The 22,912-nt window shown below is 72.3% G+C and carries 30 protein-coding genes; 13 read left to right on the top strand and 17 right to left on the bottom strand.

Annotated elements, in window-relative coordinates:
- Positions 1–49 precede the first annotated feature (49 nt).
- Both AB0N03_RS48020 and AB0N03_RS48015 read right to left on the bottom strand, forming a co-directional pair.
- On the bottom strand, positions 50–820 hold the full coding sequence (locus tag AB0N03_RS48020; RefSeq protein WP_364387462.1) for a choice-of-anchor P family protein: 771 nt from the start codon (positions 818–820) through the stop codon (positions 50–52).
- 351 nt (positions 821–1,171) lie between these two features.
- A complete protein-coding gene (locus tag AB0N03_RS48015) occupies positions 1,172–1,660 on the bottom strand; it encodes a hypothetical protein (RefSeq protein ID WP_364387460.1) in 489 nt (162 codons plus the stop codon).
- A 110-nt stretch (positions 1,661–1,770) separates the two neighbouring features.
- Between AB0N03_RS48015 and AB0N03_RS48010 the strand changes: the two genes are divergently transcribed.
- On the top strand, positions 1,771–2,610 hold the full coding sequence (locus AB0N03_RS48010; RefSeq protein ID WP_364387458.1) for an LLM class F420-dependent oxidoreductase: 840 nt from the start codon (positions 1,771–1,773) through the stop codon (positions 2,608–2,610).
- Between the two features lie 125 nt (positions 2,611–2,735).
- A complete protein-coding gene (locus AB0N03_RS48005) occupies positions 2,736–3,032 on the top strand; it encodes a DUF1540 domain-containing protein (protein ID WP_086673666.1) in 297 nt (98 codons plus the stop codon).
- On the opposite strand, the gene AB0N03_RS48000 is transcribed toward AB0N03_RS48005, so the two are convergent.
- Both AB0N03_RS48000 and AB0N03_RS47995 read right to left on the bottom strand, forming a co-directional pair.
- Positions 3,022–3,405 (bottom strand): hypothetical protein, encoded by a 384-nt coding sequence (locus AB0N03_RS48000; protein WP_364387456.1) that lies wholly within the window; start codon positions 3,403–3,405, stop codon positions 3,022–3,024. The genes AB0N03_RS48005 and AB0N03_RS48000 overlap by 11 nt on opposite strands.
- A gap of 17 nt (positions 3,406–3,422) precedes the next feature.
- The gene (locus AB0N03_RS47995; RefSeq protein WP_364387455.1) at positions 3,423–4,031 is read right to left on the bottom strand and encodes an SRPBCC family protein; all 609 of its coding nucleotides are present in this window, start codon (positions 4,029–4,031) and stop codon (positions 3,423–3,425) included.
- Between the two features lie 115 nt (positions 4,032–4,146).
- On the opposite strand from AB0N03_RS47995, the gene AB0N03_RS47990 reads away from it, so the two are divergent.
- Positions 4,147–4,800: a TetR/AcrR family transcriptional regulator gene (locus AB0N03_RS47990; RefSeq protein WP_364387453.1), complete on the top strand. Its 654-nt coding sequence runs from the start codon at positions 4,147–4,149 to the stop codon at positions 4,798–4,800.
- 10 nt (positions 4,801–4,810) lie between these two features.
- A complete protein-coding gene (locus tag AB0N03_RS47985) occupies positions 4,811–5,215 on the top strand; it encodes a ChaB family protein (RefSeq protein WP_364387451.1) in 405 nt (134 codons plus the stop codon).
- A 22-nt stretch (positions 5,216–5,237) separates the two neighbouring features.
- Here the strand turns inward: AB0N03_RS47985 and AB0N03_RS47980 are convergent, their stop codons facing one another.
- From AB0N03_RS47980 to AB0N03_RS47965, 4 genes are all read right to left on the bottom strand, one after another.
- Positions 5,238–5,570 (bottom strand): hypothetical protein, encoded by a 333-nt coding sequence (locus tag AB0N03_RS47980; protein ID WP_364387449.1) that lies wholly within the window; start codon positions 5,568–5,570, stop codon positions 5,238–5,240.
- A gap of 69 nt (positions 5,571–5,639) precedes the next feature.
- On the bottom strand, positions 5,640–6,110 hold the full coding sequence (locus AB0N03_RS47975) for a hypothetical protein (protein WP_364387447.1): 471 nt from the start codon (positions 6,108–6,110) through the stop codon (positions 5,640–5,642).
- A gap of 36 nt (positions 6,111–6,146) precedes the next feature.
- Entirely contained in the window at positions 6,147–6,464 is a 318-nt protein-coding gene (locus AB0N03_RS47970) for a hypothetical protein (protein WP_364387445.1), read from the bottom strand.
- Between the two features lie 205 nt (positions 6,465–6,669).
- A complete protein-coding gene (locus AB0N03_RS47965; RefSeq protein ID WP_364387443.1) occupies positions 6,670–8,709 on the bottom strand; it encodes a glycosyl hydrolase family 65 protein in 2,040 nt (679 codons plus the stop codon).
- A 199-nt stretch (positions 8,710–8,908) separates the two neighbouring features.
- On the opposite strand from AB0N03_RS47965, the gene AB0N03_RS47960 reads away from it, so the two are divergent.
- Together AB0N03_RS47960 and AB0N03_RS47955 are read left to right on the top strand one after the other, a co-directional pair.
- Positions 8,909–9,940 (top strand): ion channel, encoded by a 1,032-nt coding sequence (locus AB0N03_RS47960; protein WP_364387441.1) that lies wholly within the window; start codon positions 8,909–8,911, stop codon positions 9,938–9,940.
- A gap of 100 nt (positions 9,941–10,040) precedes the next feature.
- A complete protein-coding gene (locus AB0N03_RS47955) occupies positions 10,041–10,478 on the top strand; it encodes a hypothetical protein (RefSeq protein ID WP_364387439.1) in 438 nt (145 codons plus the stop codon).
- Between the two features lie 32 nt (positions 10,479–10,510).
- Here the strand turns inward: AB0N03_RS47955 and AB0N03_RS47950 are convergent, their stop codons facing one another.
- Both AB0N03_RS47950 and AB0N03_RS47945 read right to left on the bottom strand, forming a co-directional pair.
- On the bottom strand, positions 10,511–10,936 hold the full coding sequence (locus AB0N03_RS47950) for a pyridoxamine 5'-phosphate oxidase family protein (protein ID WP_364387437.1): 426 nt from the start codon (positions 10,934–10,936) through the stop codon (positions 10,511–10,513).
- Positions 10,937–10,970: 34 nt separating this feature from the next.
- Positions 10,971–11,918 (bottom strand): 4,5-dihydroxyphthalate decarboxylase, encoded by a 948-nt coding sequence (locus AB0N03_RS47945; protein WP_364387436.1) that lies wholly within the window; start codon positions 11,916–11,918, stop codon positions 10,971–10,973.
- A gap of 80 nt (positions 11,919–11,998) precedes the next feature.
- On the opposite strand from AB0N03_RS47945, the gene AB0N03_RS47940 reads away from it, so the two are divergent.
- Positions 11,999–12,853 (top strand): LysR substrate-binding domain-containing protein, encoded by an 855-nt coding sequence (locus AB0N03_RS47940; protein WP_364387435.1) that lies wholly within the window; start codon positions 11,999–12,001, stop codon positions 12,851–12,853.
- An 89-nt stretch (positions 12,854–12,942) separates the two neighbouring features.
- On the opposite strand, the gene AB0N03_RS47935 is transcribed toward AB0N03_RS47940, so the two are convergent.
- Positions 12,943–13,074 (bottom strand): hypothetical protein, encoded by a 132-nt coding sequence (locus AB0N03_RS47935; protein WP_364387433.1) that lies wholly within the window; start codon positions 13,072–13,074, stop codon positions 12,943–12,945.
- A gap of 102 nt (positions 13,075–13,176) precedes the next feature.
- Between AB0N03_RS47935 and AB0N03_RS47930 the strand changes: the two genes are divergently transcribed.
- Positions 13,177–13,779 (top strand): hypothetical protein, encoded by a 603-nt coding sequence (locus AB0N03_RS47930; protein ID WP_364387431.1) that lies wholly within the window; start codon positions 13,177–13,179, stop codon positions 13,777–13,779.
- A 25-nt stretch (positions 13,780–13,804) separates the two neighbouring features.
- Here the strand turns inward: AB0N03_RS47930 and AB0N03_RS47925 are convergent, their stop codons facing one another.
- From AB0N03_RS47925 to AB0N03_RS47915, 3 genes are read right to left on the bottom strand one after another with little or no spacing between them, the layout of a single operon-like run.
- A complete protein-coding gene (locus tag AB0N03_RS47925) occupies positions 13,805–14,152 on the bottom strand; it encodes an STAS domain-containing protein (protein ID WP_364387429.1) in 348 nt (115 codons plus the stop codon).
- On the bottom strand, positions 14,149–15,375 hold the full coding sequence (locus tag AB0N03_RS47920) for a SpoIIE family protein phosphatase (protein ID WP_364387427.1): 1,227 nt from the start codon (positions 15,373–15,375) through the stop codon (positions 14,149–14,151). Before AB0N03_RS47920 ends, AB0N03_RS47925 begins: the two co-directional genes overlap by 4 nt.
- Complete coding sequence (locus tag AB0N03_RS47915) at positions 15,372–16,181, bottom strand: alpha/beta hydrolase (RefSeq protein ID WP_364387425.1); 810 nt, start codon at positions 16,179–16,181, stop codon at positions 15,372–15,374. The genes AB0N03_RS47920 and AB0N03_RS47915 overlap by 4 nt, the downstream gene beginning before the upstream one ends.
- Before the next feature lie 90 nt (positions 16,182–16,271).
- On the opposite strand from AB0N03_RS47915, the gene AB0N03_RS47910 reads away from it, so the two are divergent.
- The gene (locus tag AB0N03_RS47910) at positions 16,272–16,643 is read left to right on the top strand and encodes an ATP-binding protein (RefSeq protein WP_364387423.1); all 372 of its coding nucleotides are present in this window, start codon (positions 16,272–16,274) and stop codon (positions 16,641–16,643) included.
- A 38-nt stretch (positions 16,644–16,681) separates the two neighbouring features.
- On the opposite strand, the gene AB0N03_RS47905 is transcribed toward AB0N03_RS47910, so the two are convergent.
- Positions 16,682–17,377 carry an alpha/beta fold hydrolase gene (locus AB0N03_RS47905; RefSeq protein WP_364387421.1) on the bottom strand — a complete coding sequence of 232 codons (696 nt, stop codon included), beginning with the start codon at positions 17,375–17,377 and terminating at the stop codon, positions 16,682–16,684.
- Between the two features lie 65 nt (positions 17,378–17,442).
- Between AB0N03_RS47905 and AB0N03_RS47900 the strand changes: the two genes are divergently transcribed.
- Positions 17,443–18,258 carry a helix-turn-helix domain-containing protein gene (locus AB0N03_RS47900; protein ID WP_364387420.1) on the top strand — a complete coding sequence of 272 codons (816 nt, stop codon included), beginning with the start codon at positions 17,443–17,445 and terminating at the stop codon, positions 18,256–18,258.
- Positions 18,259–18,440: 182 nt separating this feature from the next.
- Entirely contained in the window at positions 18,441–19,532 is a 1,092-nt protein-coding gene (locus AB0N03_RS47895; RefSeq protein ID WP_364387418.1) for a S1 family peptidase, read from the top strand.
- Here the strand turns inward: AB0N03_RS47895 and AB0N03_RS47890 are convergent.
- Both AB0N03_RS47890 and AB0N03_RS47885 read right to left on the bottom strand, forming a co-directional pair.
- On the bottom strand, positions 19,529–19,795 hold the full coding sequence (locus tag AB0N03_RS47890; protein WP_364387416.1) for a GlsB/YeaQ/YmgE family stress response membrane protein: 267 nt from the start codon (positions 19,793–19,795) through the stop codon (positions 19,529–19,531). The genes AB0N03_RS47895 and AB0N03_RS47890 overlap by 4 nt on opposite strands.
- Positions 19,796–19,911: 116 nt before the next feature.
- The gene (locus AB0N03_RS47885) at positions 19,912–20,754 is read right to left on the bottom strand and encodes a helix-turn-helix domain-containing protein (protein ID WP_364387414.1); all 843 of its coding nucleotides are present in this window, start codon (positions 20,752–20,754) and stop codon (positions 19,912–19,914) included.
- Positions 20,755–20,825: 71 nt separating this feature from the next.
- Between AB0N03_RS47885 and AB0N03_RS47880 the strand changes: the two genes are divergently transcribed.
- Together AB0N03_RS47880 and AB0N03_RS47875 are read left to right on the top strand one after the other, a co-directional pair.
- Positions 20,826–21,554 (top strand): SDR family NAD(P)-dependent oxidoreductase, encoded by a 729-nt coding sequence (locus tag AB0N03_RS47880; RefSeq protein ID WP_364387412.1) that lies wholly within the window; start codon positions 20,826–20,828, stop codon positions 21,552–21,554.
- 165 nt (positions 21,555–21,719) lie between these two features.
- A complete protein-coding gene (locus AB0N03_RS47875; RefSeq protein WP_364387410.1) occupies positions 21,720–22,880 on the top strand; it encodes an LLM class flavin-dependent oxidoreductase in 1,161 nt (386 codons plus the stop codon).
- Positions 22,881–22,912: the final 32 nt, after the last annotated feature.

The following is a 22,912-nucleotide window of genomic DNA, read 5'->3' as shown; positions in this document are numbered from 1 at the left end:
GAGCAGCAGCGCGGAGACGGCGATGAGGAGGGCGCGGCGCGGCATCGCCTCAGCCCTCGCCGGCGAGGCTGCCGTCGCCGGTCTGCGGGGCACCGGCGGGGATGACGACGACCTGCCCGGGCCCGGTCGGGCGCGGCGGCGCCTCGGGGGCGCGTTCCTTCGAGGGGCCGCAGGTGACGGACGCGAGCTTGACGTCGCCGCTGCCGAGCGCGCCGGTGGTCTTGCCGCCGAGCAGCTTGACGTGCAGGGCCGTCACTTCGAGGGAGCCGTCGTAGCGTTGGAGCTGCTCATTGACGATCACCTCGGCGACGCCGGGGATGCCCAGCTTCCGGTTGGGCGAGGTGGCGGCGGGCAGGGTGCCGAGCCGGCCGAGGTCGACGCCGGCGAGGTCACTGCTGCCGGTGACGTGCCCGTCGGCCGACGCGCAGCGCGCGCTGATCAGCCGGATCGACGGCACACGCCCGGCGGCCGCGGCGAGCAGGGGCAGCGTCACTTCGGCGAGGCTCGCCTTGGCGGCCACGGACCCGGCACCGTCGACGACCGCGCTGCTGATGGCTTTCGCGGTGACGAGCCCCTTGAGCGGGACGTCGGCGACGCTCGCCTCGGCGGGGCCGGCGCTGCTCGACTTCGCCAGCTGCCCGGTGTCGACGGTGCTGCCCTGGCCGTCGGTGAGGACCCCGGGCAGCAGGGAGACACTCGCCGACGCGCCGAAGGCGGACCCGGCGACGGCGTCGCCGGCGGTGGCGACGCCGGTGGAGCCGGCGAGAACGGCGACGGTCACCCCGGCCAGGCTCCCGGCTCGGAGCAGGGTCGTGCGCATGAAGAAGTCCTTTCGCCGCAAGGGAAAACGGGGAGACGCCGCATCGGGACGGGACCCGGCGGCGAGGGAAGCCCGGCCACGCTATCAAAATCGCCAGGTGGGGCAAGGATTCCTTGCGGCGACGAGGATTCCGGTGGTGTGCGAAACGTGATCTTCCGGTTCGAGGACAACTCGATGCGGTCACGCGCCGGCTCGGGTTTCCACGATCTGCCGACGCGGAGTAGTACGCATTGCGGCATTCGAGGAGGTTCAGCGGGGATCAGACACGGACGAGTGATTACCTGGACGGGCGCCGGCGAACACGTAGAGTCATGTGACCACCACGGTTCACCGGCGCCCGGCCGAGGGATCTCAAGCCCGGTAGGGGCCGTGGTTCCCGAGGTCCGGGCTGACCCGCGGCGACGGACCGCTCTGCCCGGGCACCGGCGTCACGGTCGTCTGCTCGATCGGGGCCTCGGCGACCGGCTGCACGTACACCTCGGCCGGCCGGTCGATCTCCCGTTCGTAGTGGGATTCGACGATCGTGTCCTGGCGGCGGCGCCCGAGCACCGCCAGGGTCAGCGCGTGGGCCACCGCCAGCAGCAACAGGAACACGCCCAGCCGGCCGACCAGCGCGGCCGTCGAGCCCGACCAGCCCGGGCCCACCACCGACAGCAGGGCCAGCACGCCGAACGCGACCAGGTGGAAGACCGTCACCACCATCCACGCCATCGAGCCGGTCCCTTCACCGCCGTCCGGGCCGCTCAAGTAGCGGCGGCCGCCGCGGTAGAGGATCTGGCCGTCGGCGATCACGAAGATCAGGCCGATGATCAGGAACCCCGGGAGTTCGTTGTCGGGCATCGTCTCCTCCTCGTTTCCGAGGGGGTACCCGGGGACGGCGGCGGGATGGGGCGCTTCACCGGATCGAGCGACCACCGTCCTGGAGGAACTCCAGGTTTACGATCAGGATCATGCGATTCGCCATCAAGACCTCGCCCCAGGACACCGTCTGGGCGGACATGCTCGCGGTGTGGCAGGCCGCCGACGAGATCGACCTGTTCGAGTCCGGCTGGACCTTCGACCACTTCTACCCCATTTTCTCCGATCCGACCGGGCCGTGCCTCGAAGGCTGGGTCACGCTCACCGCGCTCGCGCAGGCCACCCGGCGGCTGCGGCTGGGCACGCTCGTCAGCGGGATCCACTACCGCCACCCGGCGCTGCTCGCGAACATGGCCGCGACGCTCGACATCGTTTCGGGCGGACGGCTGGAGATCGGCATCGGCGCCGGCTGGAACGAAGAGGAGTCCGGCGCGTACGGCATGCGGCTCGGCTCGGTCAAGGAACGCAGCGACCGCTTCGAGGAGGGCTGCGAGGTGCTCGTCGGCCTGCTGACCCAGGAGACGACGACGTTCCAGGGTGAGCACTACCAGCTGACCGACGCCCGCTGCGAACCGAAGGGCGTGCAGAAGCCGCACCCGCCGATCTGCATCGGCGGCAGCGGCGAGAAGCGCACCCTGCGCACGGCCGCGAAGTACGCCCAGCACTGGAACTTCGTCGGCGGCACGCCCGAGGAGTTCGCCCACAAGCGCGACGTGCTGCACCGCCACTGCGCGGACATCGGCCGCGACCCGGGCGAGATCACGCTGTCCTCGCACGTCCGCCTCGGTCCGGACGGCGACTACGCCAAGGTCGCGGCCGAAGCGGAGGCACTCGGCGAAGCGGGCCTCGATCTGGCGATCGTCTACCTGCCGCCGCCGCACACCCCGGCCGTGCTGGAGCCGCTGGCGAAAGCGCTCGAGCCACTGCGCTGAGCGGATCTCACCCGGGCGTGCGGAGTGGACCACCCGGCCGAGTTGCCGCGAATTGCGCTACCCCGGAACCGGTGGCAGCGTCGGGAAACCGAACTGATTTCCCGCCACGGATCCAGGAGCCGCGCATGACCACCACCGAAATGCCCGCCGTCCACGAATGCACCGTCAGCGGTTGTTCCTACAACCACGACGGCTGCCACGCCTTCGCCATCACCGTCGGCGGGGACAACGGTTCCGCGGACTGCGGCACCTTCGTCCCGCTGAACACGAAGGGCGGCCTCGACCGCGTCGTGGCCCAGGTGGGTGCCTGCTCGCGGGCCGACTGCCGGCACAACTCCTCGCTGGAGTGCACGGCTTCGAGCGTCCGGGTCGGCCCGGGCGAGGGCGGGCACTCCGCCAACTGCCTCACCTTCACGAAGTAGTGCTCGGCGTACGCGGCGCCGGTCGGCTCCCGACCGGCGCCGCGGCGCGCCGCCGCACCAGGTGCAACCCGACGGCGGCCACCGCGCCCACCGCCGTGATGACTCCGGTCGCCACCGGGCTGAGGGATTTCGACAGGCTCGGCGCCGTGCTCGGCCCGAGGAGCCAGACGGCGAGCGGGACCACGTAGCCCGCCGCCATCAAGCCGCTCCACCAGCGGGCCGCGCGGGACCGCGGGGCGCGGGACCGCGGGGTGCGGGCCAGCACGATCGCGACCGGGATGCCGGCGAGCAACGCGAACTGGCCGAGAACCATGACCGGGAACGCCCACGCCGCGACGAGCACGGCCTTCGACGGGCGAGTGGGTGCAGACATCGCATTCTCCTTCGAGATCAGCAGTGACGGGCTTCGGCGGCGGTCTTGAGGTCGGCCAGCCAGCGGTCGAGGCCGGGCGCGAGGTACTTGATGGCCGTGGCGGGGTCGGCCTCGATCTGGGCGCCCGTCCAGCTCTCTTCCGTGCGGACGACGACGCCGCCCCGGACCGGCGTGAACGTCCAGACGTGGACGCCCCGGTCGATGCGCAGGCCGTCGCCGATCGCCGGACCGGTCCAGCGGATGCACCGCTCGGCCTGCACCTGCCCGACGGTGGACGTGATGACGAGCGTCGTGGCGGGGGACGAGGGCGTCGCCGGGGCCGGCGTCGTCCAGCGGAACCGCGAGCCCGGCTGCAGGGGACCCGGATCCAGCCGCTGCACGCTGATGACCGCGGCCTGCCAGGCCGGCCACTCTGCCACGCCGATCTGCACCTGCCAGACGGTGCTCGGGGACGCCTTGACGAACGTCTCGGTCCGGTGGTGCAGCTGGGCGGTGGGATCGATGCCCTGACCGCGGCAGGTCAGCGGGCTCGCGGTGGCCGCGTCCGCCGGGGCAGCGGCGATGAGGGCCGCGGCGGCCAAGGGAACGGCGAGCAGGGCGGACCGCAGCCGGGTGGTCTCGAACATGGCGCTTCTCCTCGGTTAGTTAGTGGCTCTTGCTGTAGTTAGAAGCTATAACGCACCATGGCTTAGTGTCAATAAGAAAAGTGATAGCCTCTAACCAGTCGGGAAGGAGCCGCTCATGGTGGACGCAGGGCCGAGCTCACGCGAGCGCTACCGCGCGCAGGTGCGCGCGGAGATCAAGCAGCACGCGTGGGCGCAGATCGCCGAGGCGGGCGTACCGGCCTTGTCTCTCAACGCCATCGCCAAGAAGGTGGGGATGAGCGGGCCGGCCCTCTACCGGTACTTCGCGAACCGGGACGAGCTGATCACCGCGCTCATCCGCGACGCGTACCGCAGCGTCGCCGACACTGTCCGCGCGGCCCACGAAGGCGGGGCGGACCTGGCCGGCCTGGCGCACGTGATCCGGGACTGGGCCCGCGAAGACCCCCAGCGGTACTTCCTGATCTACGGCACGCCCGTCCCCGGTTACCACGCCCCCGACGACACCACGGCGATCTCGCACGAGGTGATGGCGGTGCTCATCGAAGCCTGCGGCGTGCCGGCAACCGGCGGCCCGGTGACCCCGTTCGACACCCACCTGGACGACCACCGCGAGTGGGCGGGCGACCACCCGGCCCCCGCGGCGGTGCTGCACCGCGCGCTGTCGTTCTGGACGCGCCTGCACGGCGCGCTCTCCCTCGAGCTGGCCGGCCACTTCGCCGGCATGCGGTTCGACCCCGGCCTGCTGATCGACGAGGAGATCACCGGTTTGGCCCCGGGATCGGACGGGTAGCCGCACCGGCATGCCCGGACGCGAAGACCTGCCCAGCACGCTGCTGCGATCGCCGCGCAAGGCGCAGGACACGTGGGTGGCCGCGCACGACTCGGCGTTGCGCACCTACGGACCCGGCCGGCGCGCCCAGCAGACGGCGTACTCGGCGTTGAAGCACTCCTTCGAGAAGGTCGGCGACCACTGGGAGCCCAAGCCCGAGCGCGGCCCGTCGGACGAGCAGGCCGCCCGGGGCGCGGGGCAGCCGGCCAAGCCGACGCGCGGGGGCGTCAACGCGACGGCGAGCCGGCAGCACCTCTACGAGCGGGCCAAGCAGCTCGGCATCCCCGGCCGGTCGCAGATGTCCAAAGAGGACCTCGTCACGGCGCTGGAGAAGGAGAACCGGCGGCGCACCGACCGGGCCCGGCGCTCGGACTGAAGCGCACCCGGCCGGCCGCGGCTCACCCGGGCGGAGCCGCCCGGGTGACGGATTTCGTGGCCGGCGCGACGATTCCGGCCAGCCCGAGCCGGGCGAGCTTGCCTTCGACCGTGGCCGACGCCGTGACGATCATCCGGCAGCCGGCGCCCCGCAGGTGGGGGATCAGCGCCGCGACGGCCTCGGTGGTGAAGTGCTCGACGCCGGTGAGGTCGACCAGCACGCTCGGCGCGCCACCGGCCGCGGTGGCGAGCGCGGCGGCGAAGTCTTCCGCCGACGGCGCCCCCTGGGCCCGGACGATCACCGTCTCGCCGGCGGAGCCGCTGACCTCGATCGTGCCGTCCGGCACCGTGCTCATCGGGACTTCCTTTCGCGGCGGCGACGCGGGCGTGGGGCATTCGGAGCCGGCGGCCCGCCGGATGGGCGGTCAGGGGGTGAAACAGCTCAGCGACGGGAGCGCCGCGGAGCTGTCGGACAGTTCGACGAGCCACACGAGCAGGTGGATCACGACGCCGACGACGTCCTCCGGCTGCCCGCGGGTGGCCAGCTCCACCTGGATGTCGCGGCTCGCTCCGTCGTCGCCGAGGGCCGCGAGCAGGGCGCGCAGCGCGGCGAGCGGCCCGGGCGGCAGCCGCTCCACCTCGACCGGCCGCTCCTGCTCGTCCGTCACGGCGATGGTGAAGATCGACCCGGGATCGGCCGGGTGACGGGCGCGCACCACGGACGCGCACCGGCCGACCAGCTCCCCGACGATCTCGGCGGGAACGTGCGGCGAGCCGGCGCGGGCGAGCACGCCCAGCGCGTCGGCCACCTCGTCGTACGCCCCGGCCGTCGCGGCGCCGACCAGGTCGGCGGTGAACTGCCGGACCGGGCCACCGGGGTCTCGGTTCTCCGTCATCCGGTCGAAGTACCCGGCCCGCCCGCGCCTAACCGGTCAGCGAGGCTCCGGCAGCGCGAAGAGCGTGTGCTGGGCGGGATCGTCCGGTTCGCCGCCGAGGCGCAGGCACTTGCGGCAGGTCACCGGCAGGTCGACCGGGGTGATCTCGCCCGCCGCGCCGAGCCCGGACCACCCTTGGTGGCAGGCGGGCGCGGGCAGCGTCAGGTCGTCGAGCCACGGCACCCACGCGACCCGGTGGGCGACGCCGGACCGGCCGATCCGCAGCCGCATCCCGGTGAAGAGCCGGTGCTGCGTGGCCGCGAACCGCCCGGGATCGACGCGGGTGACCGGGAACAGCGGGATCGGTTCGCTCACCCGTCCAGTATGCGGGGCCGGGGTGCGTGTGCGCGGTGACCGGCCGGTCGGGGGGCGTGCCGCCCGGCCACCGCGAACGAACACCAAGAGGGCTGCTTCGCGCGACTATGACGGCCGGGCGGGCAGTTCACCGGTTCGAGTGACACGGCTCCGGCGATCGCACCCGCCGCACGGCCGGAGCGGGGACCGGCCGTGCGGGCGTACCTCAACGAGCGGCCGGGGTGGCGGACAGCCAGTCGAGGTTGATCGACCCCGTGTCACCCGCCGCGTACGACAGCGTGACCACCGGGTCCCGGCCGGTGAGCGGGATGCCGGCGAACGTCACGGTGCCCCACGCGTCCCAGCTGTCGGAGACCTTCGGGAAGCTCACCTGCCGCAGCGGGTGGCCGTCCACCGACAGCGTCATCGTGCGGGCGTCGCCGTTCGCGTTGGCGTAGCGCGCGGTGATCGCGGCCGTCGCCGAGCCGCTCGACGTGCGGTGCAGCGTGAACGACGACGCCGCGCCCTGGGCCCAGAGCCCGTCGAGGAACGCGCGGCCGGAGTAGCCGGTGTGGTTCACGTTCGTCTTCACACCGCCGGTGTTCACCGCGTCCTCCGCCTCGAGGTGGCCCGGGGCAGGGCAGCCGTCGACGGTGCCCGCGGTGTCGGCGCACCGGTCGGCCGCGTCGGGCACGTGGTCGCCGTCGCGGTCGGCGACGGCCGCGCCGGTGAGCGTGATCGCGATGGTGTGGCTTCCGCTCAGCGTGGCCGGGACCGTGTTCCCGGGCGCGGGGCGGCCGTCGATCGTCAACGAGCCGACCTTGGTGCCCGCACCGCGCAGCGTGATCGTCAGGTTCGCGTTGCGGTAGCTCAGGTTCCGGAGGGTGACGTCACCCCAGCCCGCCGGGAGGTCCGGCGCGAACGCCAGGCCGCCGTCGGTGAACGTCAGCCCGAACAGGCCGGTGTGGATCATGTCGAGGAACGCGGTGGCCGACCAGGTCTGGTCGGGTTCGGAGCCCCAGTGGAACTTCACGGTGTCGCCGAGCCGCTGGTAGCCGCCGTCCACCACACCGGTGTGGCCGTTGTAGATTTCCCAGAACCCGCTGTTGCCGTCCGCCAGCTTGGCCAGGCGCGCGGTTTCCGACGCGAACGCGCTCTGGTCACCCTGTCCGGCCAGCGCTTTCGCCCACAGCCCCTGGACGAGCGGCCAGACGATCGCGTTGTGGCGGCCCGGTTGCGCGTCCGAATAGCGGTCCCAGTTCGGGAACGTGTCGGGCATGCCCCACGGCATCTCCTGGGCGTGGGCGAGGATCGACCGCGCCTGGGCCGGGTTCGCGATGCCGAAGAGCAGGGCGAACGCCAGCCCGGTGCCTTCCTGGTAGGCGCCGCGGCTGCCGTCGGCGAGGAGCTGGTAGTCGTACAGGCCGGTCTTCGCGTTCCAGAAGTACTGGTTGACGGCCGCCTTGAGCGCGTTCGCCTTGGCCCGGTAGCCGGCGACCTCCGCGGCGGGACGGCGAAGTTTCTCCGCCATGTTCGCGGCGTTGACGTAGGCGGAGTAGTAGACCTCGTTGGTGCTCAAGTACATTCCGCTCGCCACGCCCGGCCACGGCGAGCTCCCGGTGCTGACCGATTCGGTGGCGTCTGCGGGCGGTGCGGGGTAGCCGGCGATGCCGTCGTTGAAGAACGACGGGCCGGTGAACAGCCCGTACGTCGCGTTGAAGCCGGCCGTGGTGGCGTGTTCGCGGATGGTCAGCGTGTTCGCCGTGGTGCGGTAGGCGTTTTCGAGGAACGCGCCGTCGCCGGTGACCAGGTAGTGGTGCCACGCGGCGGTCGTCCAGACGACCTGGTCCCACTGCTGGTCGTCCTGCTGCACGCGCAGGGCGCCGCCGGCGTCCTGGTCGACGACCGCCCACAGCGTGTTCTCCGCCAGCGCGGGGGAAAGCAGGCTGGTCGCGTTCCAGCTGTTGATCGACGCGTCGCGCGTCCACGGCTGGGCGTACCCGCCGCCCGCGCGGACGAGGCCCGTGGCCGGGTCGAGCAGGCCGCTCTTGTCGTACTTCGCGTCGTAACCGATCGTGTTGGTGCGCAGCAGGTTGTCCAGCGCTTCGCGGTAGGCGGTGCCGAACAAGGCTTGACTGACGGGGTTCGCGAACTCGAGCTGCGGCGGCGCGGGGCTCGCGGACGCCGGGCTCGTGGCCGGCGCAGCGGCGATGACGCCGCACGCGACCGCCACGGCCAAGAGTGTCGAACCGACCCGTTTCCTCATGCGCGTACCTCTTTCGGCGCTCGGGGGACCGGCGACAGTGCACCACGGAACGCGAGTTCTTCCCGGGGAACCGGGGAATCCTGTCCGTTTCTGTCCGGCGGTCCGGGCCGCCGTCACGGTCCGGTAAAGATCGTTGTGCCTGGTAGCACCGTGTGATCGGGTGTCGGGACCGGTGACCCGAGGCCGGTGAGGAGGGTCGGTGACGTTCTTCCTCTCGCGGCTGTTCGCGCGCTGGCTCCCGAACCGGGGCCGGCTCCTGCCGGTCGCCGTGGTGGTGGTCGTCTTCGCGACGAGCTGGCCGCTGATGGCGCTCGCCGAACCGGCCGGCAGTGAGCTCGTCCGGCCCGGCAACTACTGGTGGTACTTCGTCGTCACGACGACCACCGTCGGGTATGGCGACTTCTCGCCCGAGACGGCCGCCGGGCACGTCGTGGGCGCGTACGTCATCGCCGGCGGGCTCGCCACGCTGACGACGGTGTTCACGAGGCTCGCGTCGGTGCTGGAACAGGCGAAGGGACGGCGGATGCAGGGGACGGAGGCGGTGCGGGCGACCGGGCACACGGTGCTGATCGGGTACGCGGCCGGGCGGACCGAGCGGATCGTGGCCCAGCTGCTGGCCGACGGCGTGACCGGGCTGGTGCTCTGCGCCGAGGTGCCGGTGCACCCGATGCCGGGGCAGCCGGTGGAGTTCGTCCGCGGCGAGCCGACGGCCGCCGAGGTGCTGGAGCGGGCGGGCGTGCCGCGCGCGGCCGCCGTCCTGGTCGACGTGGCCGACGACAACGAGGCGCTGGCGGTCGCGGTCACGGTGGACCACGCGAGCCCGGCGTCGCACGTCGTGGTCACGCTGCGCGACCTCGAGCGGGCGGAGCTGGTGCGGTACGTGGACCCGCGGATCCGCTGCGTGCAGTGGCACACGCCGCGGATGGTGACCGAGGAGCTGACGTCGCCGGGGATCGCCGAGGTCTACACGGAGCTGATGACCGCCGGGGGAGCGGACACGTTCTCGGTGGCGCTCCCGGAGTCCCTCGGCCGCCTGCCGGCGTCACACTGCCGCATCGCGCTCGGGCGCGCGTACGGCGCGACGGTGCTGGCCGCGCGCACCGGCGAAGACCTGGTGGTGAACCCGGGCTGGGACGCGGAGCTGGCGGCGGGGACGGTGCTGTACTACGTCGGCCCCCGGCGGCTCACCGGCGGCGAAGTCGAGACGGCTTTGCGGGGGACTGGGCGGTGAATCCTGCACTTTGTCCGGATTTCCCAGGGCTGATGGTGGCCGGTTCGGGCTGGGAGTTGCATACTTCGACCATGGCGCGAGGGAAAGCGGAGGTCGCGCGGTGAGTCCCCGGGAGGGGCCGTCCCGCCCGAAGTTCGGCCGGATCGATCCGTTCTGCCTGATGGCGGTGCTGCCGGTGCTGCTGGTGGCGGGCATCATCGGGTCTCTGGTCAACGTGGCACTGGGGCTGGGGTGCGCGGTGTTCGCGGGGGTGATCGTGCTGTTCGACTCGTGGGCGAACCGTCCATCCCGGGCCCGCGAGCCCGAGCCCGAGCCCGAGCCGGAGAGGCGCGAGCGCGCCCCTCGCCCGGCCGGGGCTCGTCCGCCGGCGCGGCGGCCGGGCGAGGGGCCGCCACGGCCGCAGGTACCGCGTGGGCAGCCACCACGGGCTCAGGCCCAGCCTGGACAGTCGCCGCGCGCGCAGGCCCAGCGTGGACAGCCGCCGCGTGCGCAGGCTCCGCGGGCGCGGCAGGCTCCGCGCGAGGCGCCTTATCACTGAGCGAGGGTTCGCGCACCGGGTGTGGACAGCGCTCACACCGCCCCCATGTCCAGCGAAAGCCAATGCTCGGGCCGCAAGAACACCACGACGTGTTCCCCGATCTGCGTCCGCTCGAACTCCAGGTAACCGTCCACTTTCTCCTCGGGCAAGTACCGCGCCGCCATCTCCCTTGCCCGCTCCGGGGTGTCCGGTTCCGTCCTCGCCACCGGCCCTTCCACCGTCGCATACCGGACCGTCGGCGCCGTTCGCTGCGCCATCAAGCTGAACCGCCCCGTCGCGTCGATCGCCTTCTTCTTGCGGGAATCCGGTGAGGTGCGCACCCAGAGCTCGCCGCCCGGGGTGTACTGGTACCAAATGGGGATCGTCAAGGGCGCGCGGTCCGGCCGCTCCGCCACCGACAGCGCGCCGATGTGGGGTTCTGCCAGGAATTGCTCGCGTTCCTCCACGGAAAGTGCCATGCGCCGGACGCTACCTCGCACCACCGACAAAAAATCACGTGTCGAGGAGCGCGAAGACCTCCTCGACCGCCCAAAGCCGTGAAGACAAACCCTGCTCGTAGTGGTAACGGAGATACGTCTCCAACACCGCGCGGTTGGCCGAAATCCCGTACGGCCACCAGTTCTCGCCGAACTGCGACTCGTTGCGCTCGACCAGGGCGTTCATCCACGGCACCATCGTCGGCACCTGGTACAGCCGGCGGTCGCGCCGGTACCGGTCGGCGGCCGACGTCGCGGCCTCCGAGAACAGCCGGTAGACGTCGGCGGCCTGATCCAGCAGCTCGCGGCGGATCACCACTGCGTGCATGATCGGGAAGATCCCCGTGCGCCGGTGGTAGGCACGCTCCAGGGGCTCGAAGTCGGGAAACAGCCGGGCCACGTCCGGGTTGCCGTCGAGCACGCACTGCGGGACGTTCGCCGAGAACAGCGCGTCGATCTCGCCCGTGGCCAGCAGGTCGCCGAGCGCCCGGTCCGCGGGGACGACCGAGACGTCGTCCGGGTGCGGGTGCGGGATGAAGCCGAACGGCGCCGAGGGGCGGTCGATCCCGCCGATCACCCACTTGTTCGCCGCGGGCTCGAAGCCGTACTCGTCGCTCAGGATTCCCTTGGCCCACACGCCGGAGTCCTGGCCGTAGGTGCCGAACTCCCCGATGGTCCGGCCCACGAGATCACCCGGTCCGGTGATTCCCGAACGGGTGTTGACGAAGACGCACGAGTGCCGGAACACCCGGTTGGGGAAGATCGGCAGCGCGACGTACGGCAGGTCCGACTCCAGCAGCCGGAGGTAGAACGTCAGCCCGAGCTCGCCGACGTCGAACTCGCGTCCGCCGGCCACCCGCTCGAAGATCTCCGGCAGCGTGGCGGCCGTCGTGACCTCGACGTCCGTCCGGTCGAAGAGGGCCTGCGTCGTGTCGTACCGGTAGCACGCGATCGTGGGAGTCATACCGGTGATCGTTCTCCGCGGCAGCGGGGACGTCCAAGTCCGGCTCGGTCGACCCGATACCGCGCGGGTATCGTGTTGTGGTGGATCTGCGTTCGCTCCGGTACTTCGTCGCCGTGGCCGACGAGCGGCACGTCGGCCGGGCGGCGAGCCGCCTGCACATGACGCAGCCGCCGCTCAGCCGGGCGATCCGGCAGCTGGAGGACGAGCTCGGCGCGGCGCTGTTCGACCGCACGCCCAAGGGCGTCACCCTCACGCCCGCCGGCACGGCGCTCTACGGCGAAGCGGACGCGCTGCTGAAGCAGGCCGACCGGATCCGCGGCCGGGTGACCGCCGCGGCGGGCGCGGCGCGCCTGACGGTCGGCACCCTGGCCGACGCCGCCGAGCACGTCGGCGGCCGGTTGGTCCCGCTGTTCCGGGAGCGGCACCCCCACGTCGACGTCCGCGTCCACGAAGCCGATCTGGGCGACCCGACGGCGGGGTTGCGCGCCGGGCTCGTCGACGTCGCGCTGACGCGAACTCCGTTCGACACCACGGGAATCGGCACGCAGGTGCTGCGCTCGGTGCCGGTCGGGGTCGTCGTGCGCGACGACGACCCGCTCGCCGGCTGCCGCTCGGTACCGACGGCCGGGCTGAACGGGCGCCGGTGGGTCCGGTTGCCCGACGGGACCGACCCCGGCTGGATCGCCTACTGGACCGGCGGCGCGCCCGACGACGCGGCGCCGGTGTTGCGGACCGTCCAGGAATGCCTGCAGGCGGTGCTGTGGAACGGAACCACGGTACTGGCCCCGGTCGACCAGCCGCTGCCGGCCGGGCTGGTCGTCGTCCCGCTGGCGGACCGGCCGCCGAGCGACCTGGTCGTGGCGTGGCCCAAGGCCGGGCGGAGCCCGCTGGTCCGCAGCTTCGTCCAGGTGGCCTGGGCCGCCTTCGGGGATTGACCGGCGCTCAGGAGTGCCGGTGGTGGAACTCGAGGCCGCTGGAGACCACCCTGCCCCGGCGCGGTGTGGACCGCACCGGGGCGCCGGGTTCACTGGCAGGCTTCGCAGTCCGGGTCGTCGATGCGGCAGGCCGCGCCGTCGGAGAGATCGAAGTCGAAGTCGTCGAGCGCGGGCACCACCGGGGTGGTGGACGTTCCCTCCGGCGTGGTGGTGGCGGACATGGGCCCTCCCTAGGGATTCGTACGGTTCCTACCCCTCTGTAGCGCCCGAGATCGACTCGCATTCCGTGACGCACGGCACACCCGGTCTGGTAGCTTCCCCGCATGCGCCTCGCCTTCGCCCGGACGCTCGCGATCTTCGCCTCCCTTCTCCTGTTTTCCCTGGTCAGCCCCCCGGTGGACGCATCACCGCGGCCGGGTTGCGAGTGCTCGACGCCGTCGATCGACCGCTACCAGCAGTGGCTCGCCAGCGGTGAGGGCACCACCGTCCCGCCCACCGGGAACCTTCTTGTCCGCGAAGGCCACCGGTACACGGCGAAGGTGGAGTTCCTGAACGCCGAGTGGCACGTGGCCGTCCTGTGGCTCGGCAACCAGTTCGAGGCGCAGGCCGATCTCTCGCACTCGGCCGGCTTCCGGCTGACCTACCGCGCGACCGACGACCTCTACGTCCAGCTGCGCCCGGCGTCGCACTGGAGCGGCGGCGACAAGTGGCTCACGCTGGTGCCCTCGACCCGCGGGAAGCTCGTCACGAAGTTCTTCAGCTTCAAGCCCCAGGCCTGGACGTCGCTGCCGGAGCTGGGCACACCGGCGTACTCGTTCGCCTCGGCGCTGACCGAGGCCCGCGGCCTGGTGTTCGTCGGCAAGACGCCCAACCGGCTCGAGTTCCGCGGCCTGCGCGTCGACGGCTACCGGCCGCCCTGCCTCTGACGCACCACGCGCCGGCGACCGGCGGTCAGCCGTGGGCGGTGATGGCTTCCTCGGCCGTCGGGTAGGTCGGGAAGAAGTCCGCCAGCCCCGTCAGCGCGAAGGTTCGCGTGAGCCGGGCGGGTACGGCGACCAACGCGATCTTCGCTTCGGCCGCCTCGGCCACGTTCCGCGCCGCGATGAGCGCCGAAATGCCGCTGGAGTCGCAGAACGTCACCCCGGCCAGGTCCACCACCAGCAGCTGCCCGGCCGCCAGCGTGAGCTCGCCGATGTGCGCGCGGAGCCGGGGCGCGGTGGCCACGTCGAGCTCTCCGCGGACCGTCAGGACCGGGCCCGTGGCCGCCGAACCGGTCGAAGTCGAGAACGGGCTCGTCATGGCTGGTCGCCTCCGTGCTGGGGGATGCTGAACGCCAGCAGGGCGGTGTCGTCCTCGACGCCGTCGCCGAAGCCGGCCAGCAGGTCGGTGACCGCCTCGATCACCGTCGGCGCGGTGGTCGGAGCCAAGCCGGTCAGGTCGGCGCGCAGCTGTTCCTCGCTGTAGCGGGTGCGGCCGTGCGTGCGGGCTTCGGTCAGCCCGTCGGTGTAAAGCAGCACCGTGTCTCCGGACTCCAGGCGCACGTCCACCGCGGCGAAGCGCGCGCCGGGCAGGGCGCCGACCAGCTGGCCGCCCCGGATCGGCAGGAACGTCGCCGTCCCGTCGGCCCGGATCAGCAACGCCGGCGGGTGGCCGCCGCCGGCCAGGGTGACCGTCGCGGTGTCGCCGTGCGGGCGGACGCGGCCGTGGATGACGGTGCAGTAACGCGGGTCGGTGCCGTGGAACTCCTGGTGGAGCACCGTGTTGAGGGTGCCCAGCGCGACGGTCGGGTCCGGGTCGTGCACCGCCGCCGCCCGCAGCGTGTAGCGCGCCAGCGACGTCACCACCGCGGCCTGGGCGCCCTTCCCGGACACATCGCCGAGGAAGAAACCCCACGTGTCGCCGGTGACCGGGAACAGGTCGTAGAAGTCGCCGCCCACCTGGTCGTCCGATGCGGGGTGGTAGTACGCCGCGACCTCCATCCCGGGCACTTCGGCCAATCTGGGTGGCAGCAGTGTCTGCTGCAGCGTCCTCGCCAGCCGCTGCACCCGGTCGCGCTCGCGCTCGGCTTCGTCCCGCGCCCGCAGCAGCTCCTGCTCGTAGGCGCGCCGGTCGCTCGCGTCGAACACCGTGGTGCGGACCAGCTGCGGCTCGCCGTCCGAGCCGGTCTTGAGCGTCGAGGTCACCAGCACCGGCAACCGGGCGCCGTTCGCCGTCTTCATCTCGAAGGCGACGCCGCCGAGTTCGCCCTGCATGCGCAGGAGCGGCGCGAAGTGCGTCTCGTGGTACAGCCGCCCGCCGACGGTGAGCAGGTCGGAGAACCGGCGGCGCCCGACGATCTCCTCGCGCCGGTGGCCCAGCCAGCCGAGCAGCGTCGCGTTGATCTTCGCGATCGTGCCGTCCAGCAGCGTCGAGAGGTACCCGCACGGAGCGTTCTCGTAGAGATCCTCCGCGCTGTCCTCCAGCAACGCCGAAAACGCCGGATCGGCGTTCTCCCGGCCGCCCGCGCCGGCTTCGCACATCATGGGCCGCTCACGAAGGCCGTGATCGCGGCCGCGGTGGCTTCGGGCGCACTCAGCTGCGGGCAGTGCCCGATCGCGTCGAGGGTCACCAGCTCGCTGCCCGCGATCCGCTCGTGGGTGAACCGCCCGACCTCCGGGGGTGCGATGGCGTCCTGGGCGCACTCGAGCACCAGCGTCGGCACGGAGACCTTCGCCAGGTCGGCGCGGTTGTCGGAGAGGAACGTCGCCCGCGCGAAGACGCGCGCGATCGCGGGATCGGTGCGGCAGAAGCTGTTCGTCAGCTCCTCGCCCAGCTCCGGGCGGTCCGGGTTGCCCATGATCACCGGCGCCATCGCCGCCGACCAGCCCAGGTAGTTCGACTCCAGTGCCTCGAGGAGCTCGTCGATGTCCTCGCGGCTGAACCCGCCGCGGTAGTCCTCGTCGTCGATGTAGCACGGGGACGGCGTGAGCAGCACCAGCTTCGCGAACCGGTCCGGCTCGCGGTTGGCGGCCAGCACCGCGATCATCGCGCTGACCGAGTGCCCCACGAGCACGACGTCCCGCAGGTCCAGTTCGTGGCAGAGGGCCAGGACGTCGTCGGCGTAGCCGTCGAGGGTGCCGTAGCGCTCCGGGGTCCAGGCCGACAGGTCCGAGCGCCCGGCGCCGGTGTGGTCGAACAGCACCACGCGGTACCGCTCGGCCAGGTCGGGAACGACGAGGCGCCACAGGTTCTGATCGCAGCCGAAACCGTGGGCCAGCAGGACCGTCGGCCCTTCCTCACGACCGGTGACGACCACGTTGTTCCTGGTACGCATGTTCACCGGACACATCCTGCCACCCGGGTCCCCGCCGCGTGGGCCGAGCCGCGGCTTGTTTGGGAGCCGCGGGAAGTGGGTAGTCGACACAGGTTTCGAAGGAGTGTGAGGACGATCCCGACGCGCGAGCTCGGCACGAGCCCCGACCAGCCGGCGCAGGTCCGGGAGTGGGCCCAGGACCTGCTGACCGCCCTGGAGCCGGACAGCCTCGCCGACGCGGTGCTGGTGCTCGACGAACTGGTGTCGAACGCGCTGTGCCACGGCGCCGGCCCGGTCCGGGTGCGGCTCGCCCGGGACGCCGGCCACCTCCTGGTCGAGGTCACCGACGCCAGCCCGCGCCCGGCCCGGCCGCGGCCGCCGGACATCGACGGCGGGCGGGGGCTGCTGCTGGTCGACGCGTGCAGCCGGCGGTGGGGCCAGTGGCGGCACGACACCGGCAAGACCGTCTGGGCCGAACTCGCCGTCGTCATCGGCTGACACTTTCCGGTGACGTCGCGAATGCGCGGTCCGTGGGCTCACCGATTGCGCCGGCACGTTACGTGCGGAGCTCTACCTGCTGAGCGTGGGCGACCCCAGGGCTCCGGCAAAGTCACGTTCGCGCGCGGAGTCGGGTGTCGCGAATGAGTCATTGGGGACGCCGGAGGTCCCGAATGAGTCATTCGCGACGTTGGGCGGGGGTGGGCGACGTCATGAACGACTCTTTCCTGTCGTCCAGCGTCATGAACGACCCTTTCATGACGTCCCGCCCGGCAAACGCGACTTTGCCGGGGCTCTGGTGGGCGACCCGGTGAAGGCCAGCAGTGCATCGGCGGTCCGCGGCGGGTCTTCCAGCATGGGGGAGTGGCCGACACCCGGCAGCGGCACGACCCGGTGTCGACGAGCACGAGCGCGGTCACCAGCGTGGGACGCTGCTCGGCGAGGGCGGTGGCGACCAGGCCGCCGCTGGAGTGGCCGACGACCACGGCGTGCTCGACGCTGAGCCGGTCCAGCGCCTCGCCGGCCCGGCGGCTCTGCTCGGGGACGCCGTACCCGGCGTCGTCCGGCTTGGCCGAGCGCCCGTGGCCGAGGAGGTCGATCCGGACCACGCGGTGGGTGCCGGTGAGCAGGGGGAGCAGCGCGTCCCACGAGCGGACCGAGGAAGCGGACCCGTGGACCAGGAGGAGGACCGGGGCGTCGCGGGGGCCGTCGTCGGTCGTGTGGAGGTTCGTCATGCGCCGACCCTGGCCGCTCGGAGACGCCGGTGGCTTGGACGAATGTTCCGCGTAGCTTGGGAACCGTGGGGCCGGAAGAAGCACTGTGGGACGTCGCGCTTCCGGCGTCGCCCGGCCGGCTGCCCGGGGTCACGATGGCCGGGTTCGCCGATCGCGGCCGCACCCCGGCCGGCCTCCGGCTGATCCCGCCGCCGGCGGTGACCCTGGCCCTGGTCTTCGGTCCCGGAACGATCGCCCTGTCCGGCACCGCCGGGCGGGGGAGCGTCGTCGCCGGGCTCGGGTTCGGCGACACCCGGGTGCGGCACGCGGCGGACTTCAGCTGCGTCCAGGTGCGCCTGCCGCCGGCGGTCGCGGGTGCGGTCCTCGGCATCCGCCCGGCCGAGCTGGACAGCGCCATCGCGGCCCTGGACGACCTGTGGGGCCGGGACGCGGCCCGGCTCGCCGAACGGCTGAACGAGACGTCGTCGTGGGAAGAGCGGTTCGCGGTGACGGAGGCGGAGCTCGTCCGCCGTCTCGAAGGGGGACCGGCGGCCGACCCGGAGGTCGCGTGGGCGTGGGCCCGGATGGTTCGCACGCGCGGCTTGGTCCGCGTCGAGCGGCTCGCCGAGGAAGTGGGCTGGAGCCGCAAGCGCCTGTGGTCCCGGTTCCAGGCGCAGATCGGCCTGCCGCCCAAGCGCGCGGCGCGGCTGGTCCGCTTCGACCACGCGGTGCACCGTCTGGTGGCGGGCCAGGAGGCCGCCTTCGTCGCCGCCGACGCCGGTTACGCCGACCAGTCCCACCTGCACCGCGAGGTCCGCGCGTTCACGGGGATCACGCCGACGGCGGTGGCGTGCGAACCGTTCCTGACCATCGACGACCTCGCGTGGCCGTCATCGCGGTAGTCGCTGTCCGGTTACTGTGCGCGGGGCGAATTGTCCGGTACCTATCTTTTGTCCGGCACGACGAAAGTCGGTACCCCTCGTCCCGGCCGCGGACCACGCTCGGGCGCACCGGAACACCGGACCCCACCGAGATCGGCGCGGCCATCCCTCGCGCCGGTTTCCCCGTGAAAGCGAGTACCGGCATGCGCACAAGACACCTGCTCGCCCGCTCCGCCACCACCCTGGTGGCCGCCGCCGCGGTCGCCGGCTTCCTGACGAGCCCGGCCGCCGCCGTCACGATCGACGGCTACTCGGCCGACGTGCAGCGCGACGCGGTCGCGTCCCTGATGGCCGACGCCGGGATCAGCGAGTCCGCCGCCGTCACTTTCCTGCGGACGCAAGCCGCCGGCGTCGAAACCCTGCACCAGGTCACCACCGCGCTCGGTGCCCGGGCCGTCGACGGCTACCTCGACGCGGCCGCGAAGCCGGTCGTGAACGTGCTCGACCGGACGGCCGCCGACCGGGTCGTCGCCGCCGGTGCGCAGGCCCGCGTGGTCAAGCACTCGAGCGCGGCGCTGGCGGACGCGCAGACCGCCCTGCAGGCGCTGCCGGCGGTCGCGCACACGTCGATCGGCCTCGACCCGAAGACCAACCAGGTCGTGCTGACCGTGGCGGACGCGGCGCGCGGCACCGACGCCGTGCTGAAGGCCGCTTCCGCGCTCGGCGACCGCGTCCGGGTCGAGCGGATCGCGGGCGAGCTGCACGCCGCGATCTACAACGGCGAAGCCATCACCGGCGGCGGCACCCGCTGTTCGGTCGGCTTCAACACCAACCGCGGCGGCGTGAACTACATCGTCGACGCCGGCCACTGCACGCGCGCGGTGTCGACGTGGAACGTCGGCCCGTCGCAGGGTTCGAGCTTCCCGGGCAACGACTACGGGCTGATCCGCAACAACACCGGCAGCGCGCCGGGCGCGGTCACCCTGTGGAACGGCTCGACGCAGCGGATCAGCTCCGCCGGCACCGCGACGGTCGGCCAGCGGATCAGCAAGAGCGGCAGCACCACGCACCTGACGTCGGGCTCGGTCACGCGGACGAACGTGACCGTGAACTACGCCGAAGGTTCGGTGTCGCAGCTGATCCAGACCAACGCGCTGGTCAACCCGGGCGACTCGGGCGGCTGCCTGTTCGCCGGCAGCGTCGGCCTGGGCATCACGTCCGGCAAGGGCACCGGGACGTCGTTCTTCCAGCCGGTCGGCGAGGCGCTGAGCGCCTACGGCGTCAGCCTCAACTAGTCGCGGCGGCTCCGGCCGAAGATCATCCGGTAGCCGACCAGGATGATCAGCGCGCCCAGGATCGCCAGACCCCAGGTGCGCAGGTCGAAGAAGGTGCCGAGGTCCGTGTGGAAGAGGGTCTTGCCGACCCAGCCGCCGACGAAGGCGCCGCCGATGCCGAGCAGGATCGTGATGATGCAGCCGCCCGGGTCCTTGCCCGGCATGAGGGCCTTCGCGATCAAGCCCGCGATGAGCCCGAGCACGATCCAGCTGATGACGCCCACGGGTGCCTCCGTCCGCCTGTCTTCCTGACGGCACAGGATGGCAGGCGGACGGCACTCCGGCGCAGTGAGCCACGCCGACGTGACGGGCGTCTCAGCCGGTGAGCGCCCGGCTGTCGTCAAGTGACCGGAGCACCGGTCGCCGGTCGATCGTGGGCCGGACCGGCCGAGGCCGCCAGCCACCGCAGCCGGTCCGCCGCCGGGCTGCCCGGCTCGGCCCGGTAGACCACCAGGGTCTGCTCGTCGGCGCCCGGGACGGTGAACGCGTGCTTGGCCAGCTCGAGCTCGCCCGCCACCGGGTGCGTGAAGCGCTTGACGGCGGTGGTCGTACGCCGCGCGTCGTGGCGGTCCCAGTGCCGCGCGAAAGCCGTGCTCCCGGCGGTGAGTTCGGCGACCAGGCCGGTCAGCCGCCCGTCGTCCGGAGCGGCGCCGACGAGGCGGCGCAGGATGGCCGTGACGTCGACCGCCATCGCTTCCCAGTCCGGGTGCAGGGCGCGGGACGCGGGGTCGAGGAAGAACGAGCGGAAGAGATTGGTACCGCGGGCGTAGCGCGGCGCCAGCGCGACGGCCAGGGCGTTCGCGCCGAGCACGTCGAGATGCCGTCCCCAGACGAGCGCCGGGGTGTCCGGCCAGGCCTCGATCAGCTCCTGCATGCCGGGCGCGAGGCGTTCGGGCCCGGCGGATCCGGTGCGCGGCGAGTGGACGAGCTGCCGGAGGTGCGCCTCGGTGTCGGCGTCCAGCCGGAGGGCCCGCGCCAGCGACGTGAGCACCTGCTCGGAGGGGTTCCGGTCCCGGCCCTGTTCGAGCCGCGTGTAGTACTCCGGGCTGACCCCGGCGAGCGCGGCCAGCTCGTCGCGGCGGAGACCGGGCACCCGGCGCTCGGCGAGGTCCGGGAGGCCGGCGTCGGCGGGCCGGACGAGCCCGCGCCGCGCCCGGAGAAACTCGCCGAGGCGGTTCGTCATGATCGCCACGATAGTCCGGGTGGCCCTGGCGCGGCCTGGTCCGCCCGGCACCGGTGACCCAGGCTCGCGGCATGAGCACTTCTCGGGTGGCACTGGTGACCGGTGCGAACAAAGGACTCGGCTTCGAGGTCGCGCGGGGACTCGCGCGGCTCGGCCTGACGGTGCTGCTCGGCAGCCGCGACCCGGCCAAGGGCGCGGACGCGGCCGCCCGGCTGCCGGATCCGGTCACGCCGGTCCGGCTGGACGTCACGTCGACGGCGGACGCGGAGGAGGTGGCCGCCCTGATCCGGCGCCGGTACGGGCGGCTGGACGTGCTGGTCAACAACGCGGGCGCGGTCTTCCGCACCGAGCCGGCCGAGCTGACGGCGGCGGACCTGCGGCGGACGTTCGAGACGAACCTGTTCGGCGCGGTCACGATGATCCACACCCTGCTGCCCCTGGTGCGCTCGGCCGAGCGGCCGCACATCGTCAACGTCGCCAGTACGACGGCGTCCCTGGCGCTGACGACCGCACCGGGATCCACCTTCGCGGCGGCCACGGACACGATCGCCTACGCCTCGGCCAAGAGCGCACTGGTGATGGCGACGGTCCGCTACGCGACGGCGTTCGCGGCCCGGCCCGAGCTCGCCCACGTGCGCGTCAACGCGGTGACGCCGGGCTACATCGCGACCGACCTCAACGGGCGCACCGGCTCCCGAACCGCCGAACAGGGCGCGAAGGTGATCCTCGACCTGGTCGCCCGGGGGGCGGACACCCCCACCGGCGCATTCCTCAACGAGGACGGCCCGGTGCCGTGGTGAGTGCCCCCCTGCGCCATGGGTGCGACCGAACACCCACCCCGGCACCGAGCGTGCGGCGGCTTTCGGCCGGCTTGATGAACTACTCCGTCCGGGCGACTATCCGTAACGGACCGATCGCTCTCGGCGTCTGCCTTCTCGGTAACCCCGACGAAGCGGAGGCCGCGGATGAAAGTCGACCTGTTCAACGAGATCCAGAACCCGCGGCCCTGGCCCGAAGGGCACGAACAGCTGCGGTTCCGGCAAGCCATCGAACAGGCCGTCCTCGCCGACGAGCTCGGCTACGGGTGCTGGTGGCAGGTCGAGCACCACGGCGCGGGGGAGTTCAGCCTCTCGTCCGCGCCCGAGCTGATGCTGGCGGCGCTTTCCCAGCGCACCAGCCGGATCCGGCTCGGGCACTCCGCGGTGCTCGCGCCGGGGCGGTTCAACCACCCGATCCGCGTCGCCGAGCGCGCGGCGACGCTCGACCACCTCAGCGGTGGCCGGGTGGAGCTCGGCCTGACTCGGTCGACGATCCCGGAGTGGCGCCTGTTCGGCATCGAGCCGGACGACGCCCGCGCCCAGACGCGGCAGGCGTTCGAGATGGTGCCGAAGATGTGGACGTCCGAGCGGTTCTCGTGGGAGAGCGCCGACTACCGCGTCGACGACGTCCCGATCGGCCCGAAGCCGCTGCAGAAGCCGCACCCGCCGCTCTGGCAGGCGGCGGCGAGCCCGGCGTCCTTCGAGGAGGCGGGCCGCCGCGGGGTGGGCGTGCTGGGCACGACGATGTGGGAGTCGCTGGAGCGGGCGAGCCGCCTGATCGGCCTGTACCGCGCGGCGGCCGCGGAGTGCACGTCGCCGGTCGGGGCGTTCGTCAACGACCAGGTCGGGTTCTTCACGTTCGTCCACTGCGCGGACACGGACGAGGAGGCGATGCAGAACGGCGCGGCGGCGGCCGCGGCCTGGTACACGGTGACGGCGTTGACGTTCTTCGAAGCGGCGACGGAGTTCGTCCGCGCCAACGCCCGCAACGAAGAGCTGATGAAGTCCCCGGGCCTCACGAGCGACTTCCTCCGCGGCGAGGCGGCCACCGGACCGTCGGAAGCGAACTTGCTGATCGCCCGGATCCTGCAGGGCGAACAGGTGCGCGATGAAGAGGTCTTCGAGGTGCTGAGCGCGCAGGATTCGCTGATCGTGGGCAGCCCGGAGACGTGCCGCAAGAAGCTGCGCGCGTACGCGGACCTGGGCATCGACCGGCTGATGTGCCTGCAGCAGATCGGCGGCATCCCGCACGAGAAGGTGCTGAAGAGCATCCGGCTGATCGGGGAGCTGATCCCGGACCTGGAGTGAAAGCCGTGAAGGCCACCTTGAGGAAGCACAAG

The sequence above is a fragment of the Amycolatopsis sp. NPDC051061 genome (genome assembly GCF_040682935.1).
Lineage (GTDB): Bacteria > Actinomycetota > Actinomycetes > Mycobacteriales > Pseudonocardiaceae > Amycolatopsis.
Note: the sequence above shows the minus strand (reverse complement) of the source record. Positions and strands in the feature narration are given on the sequence as shown.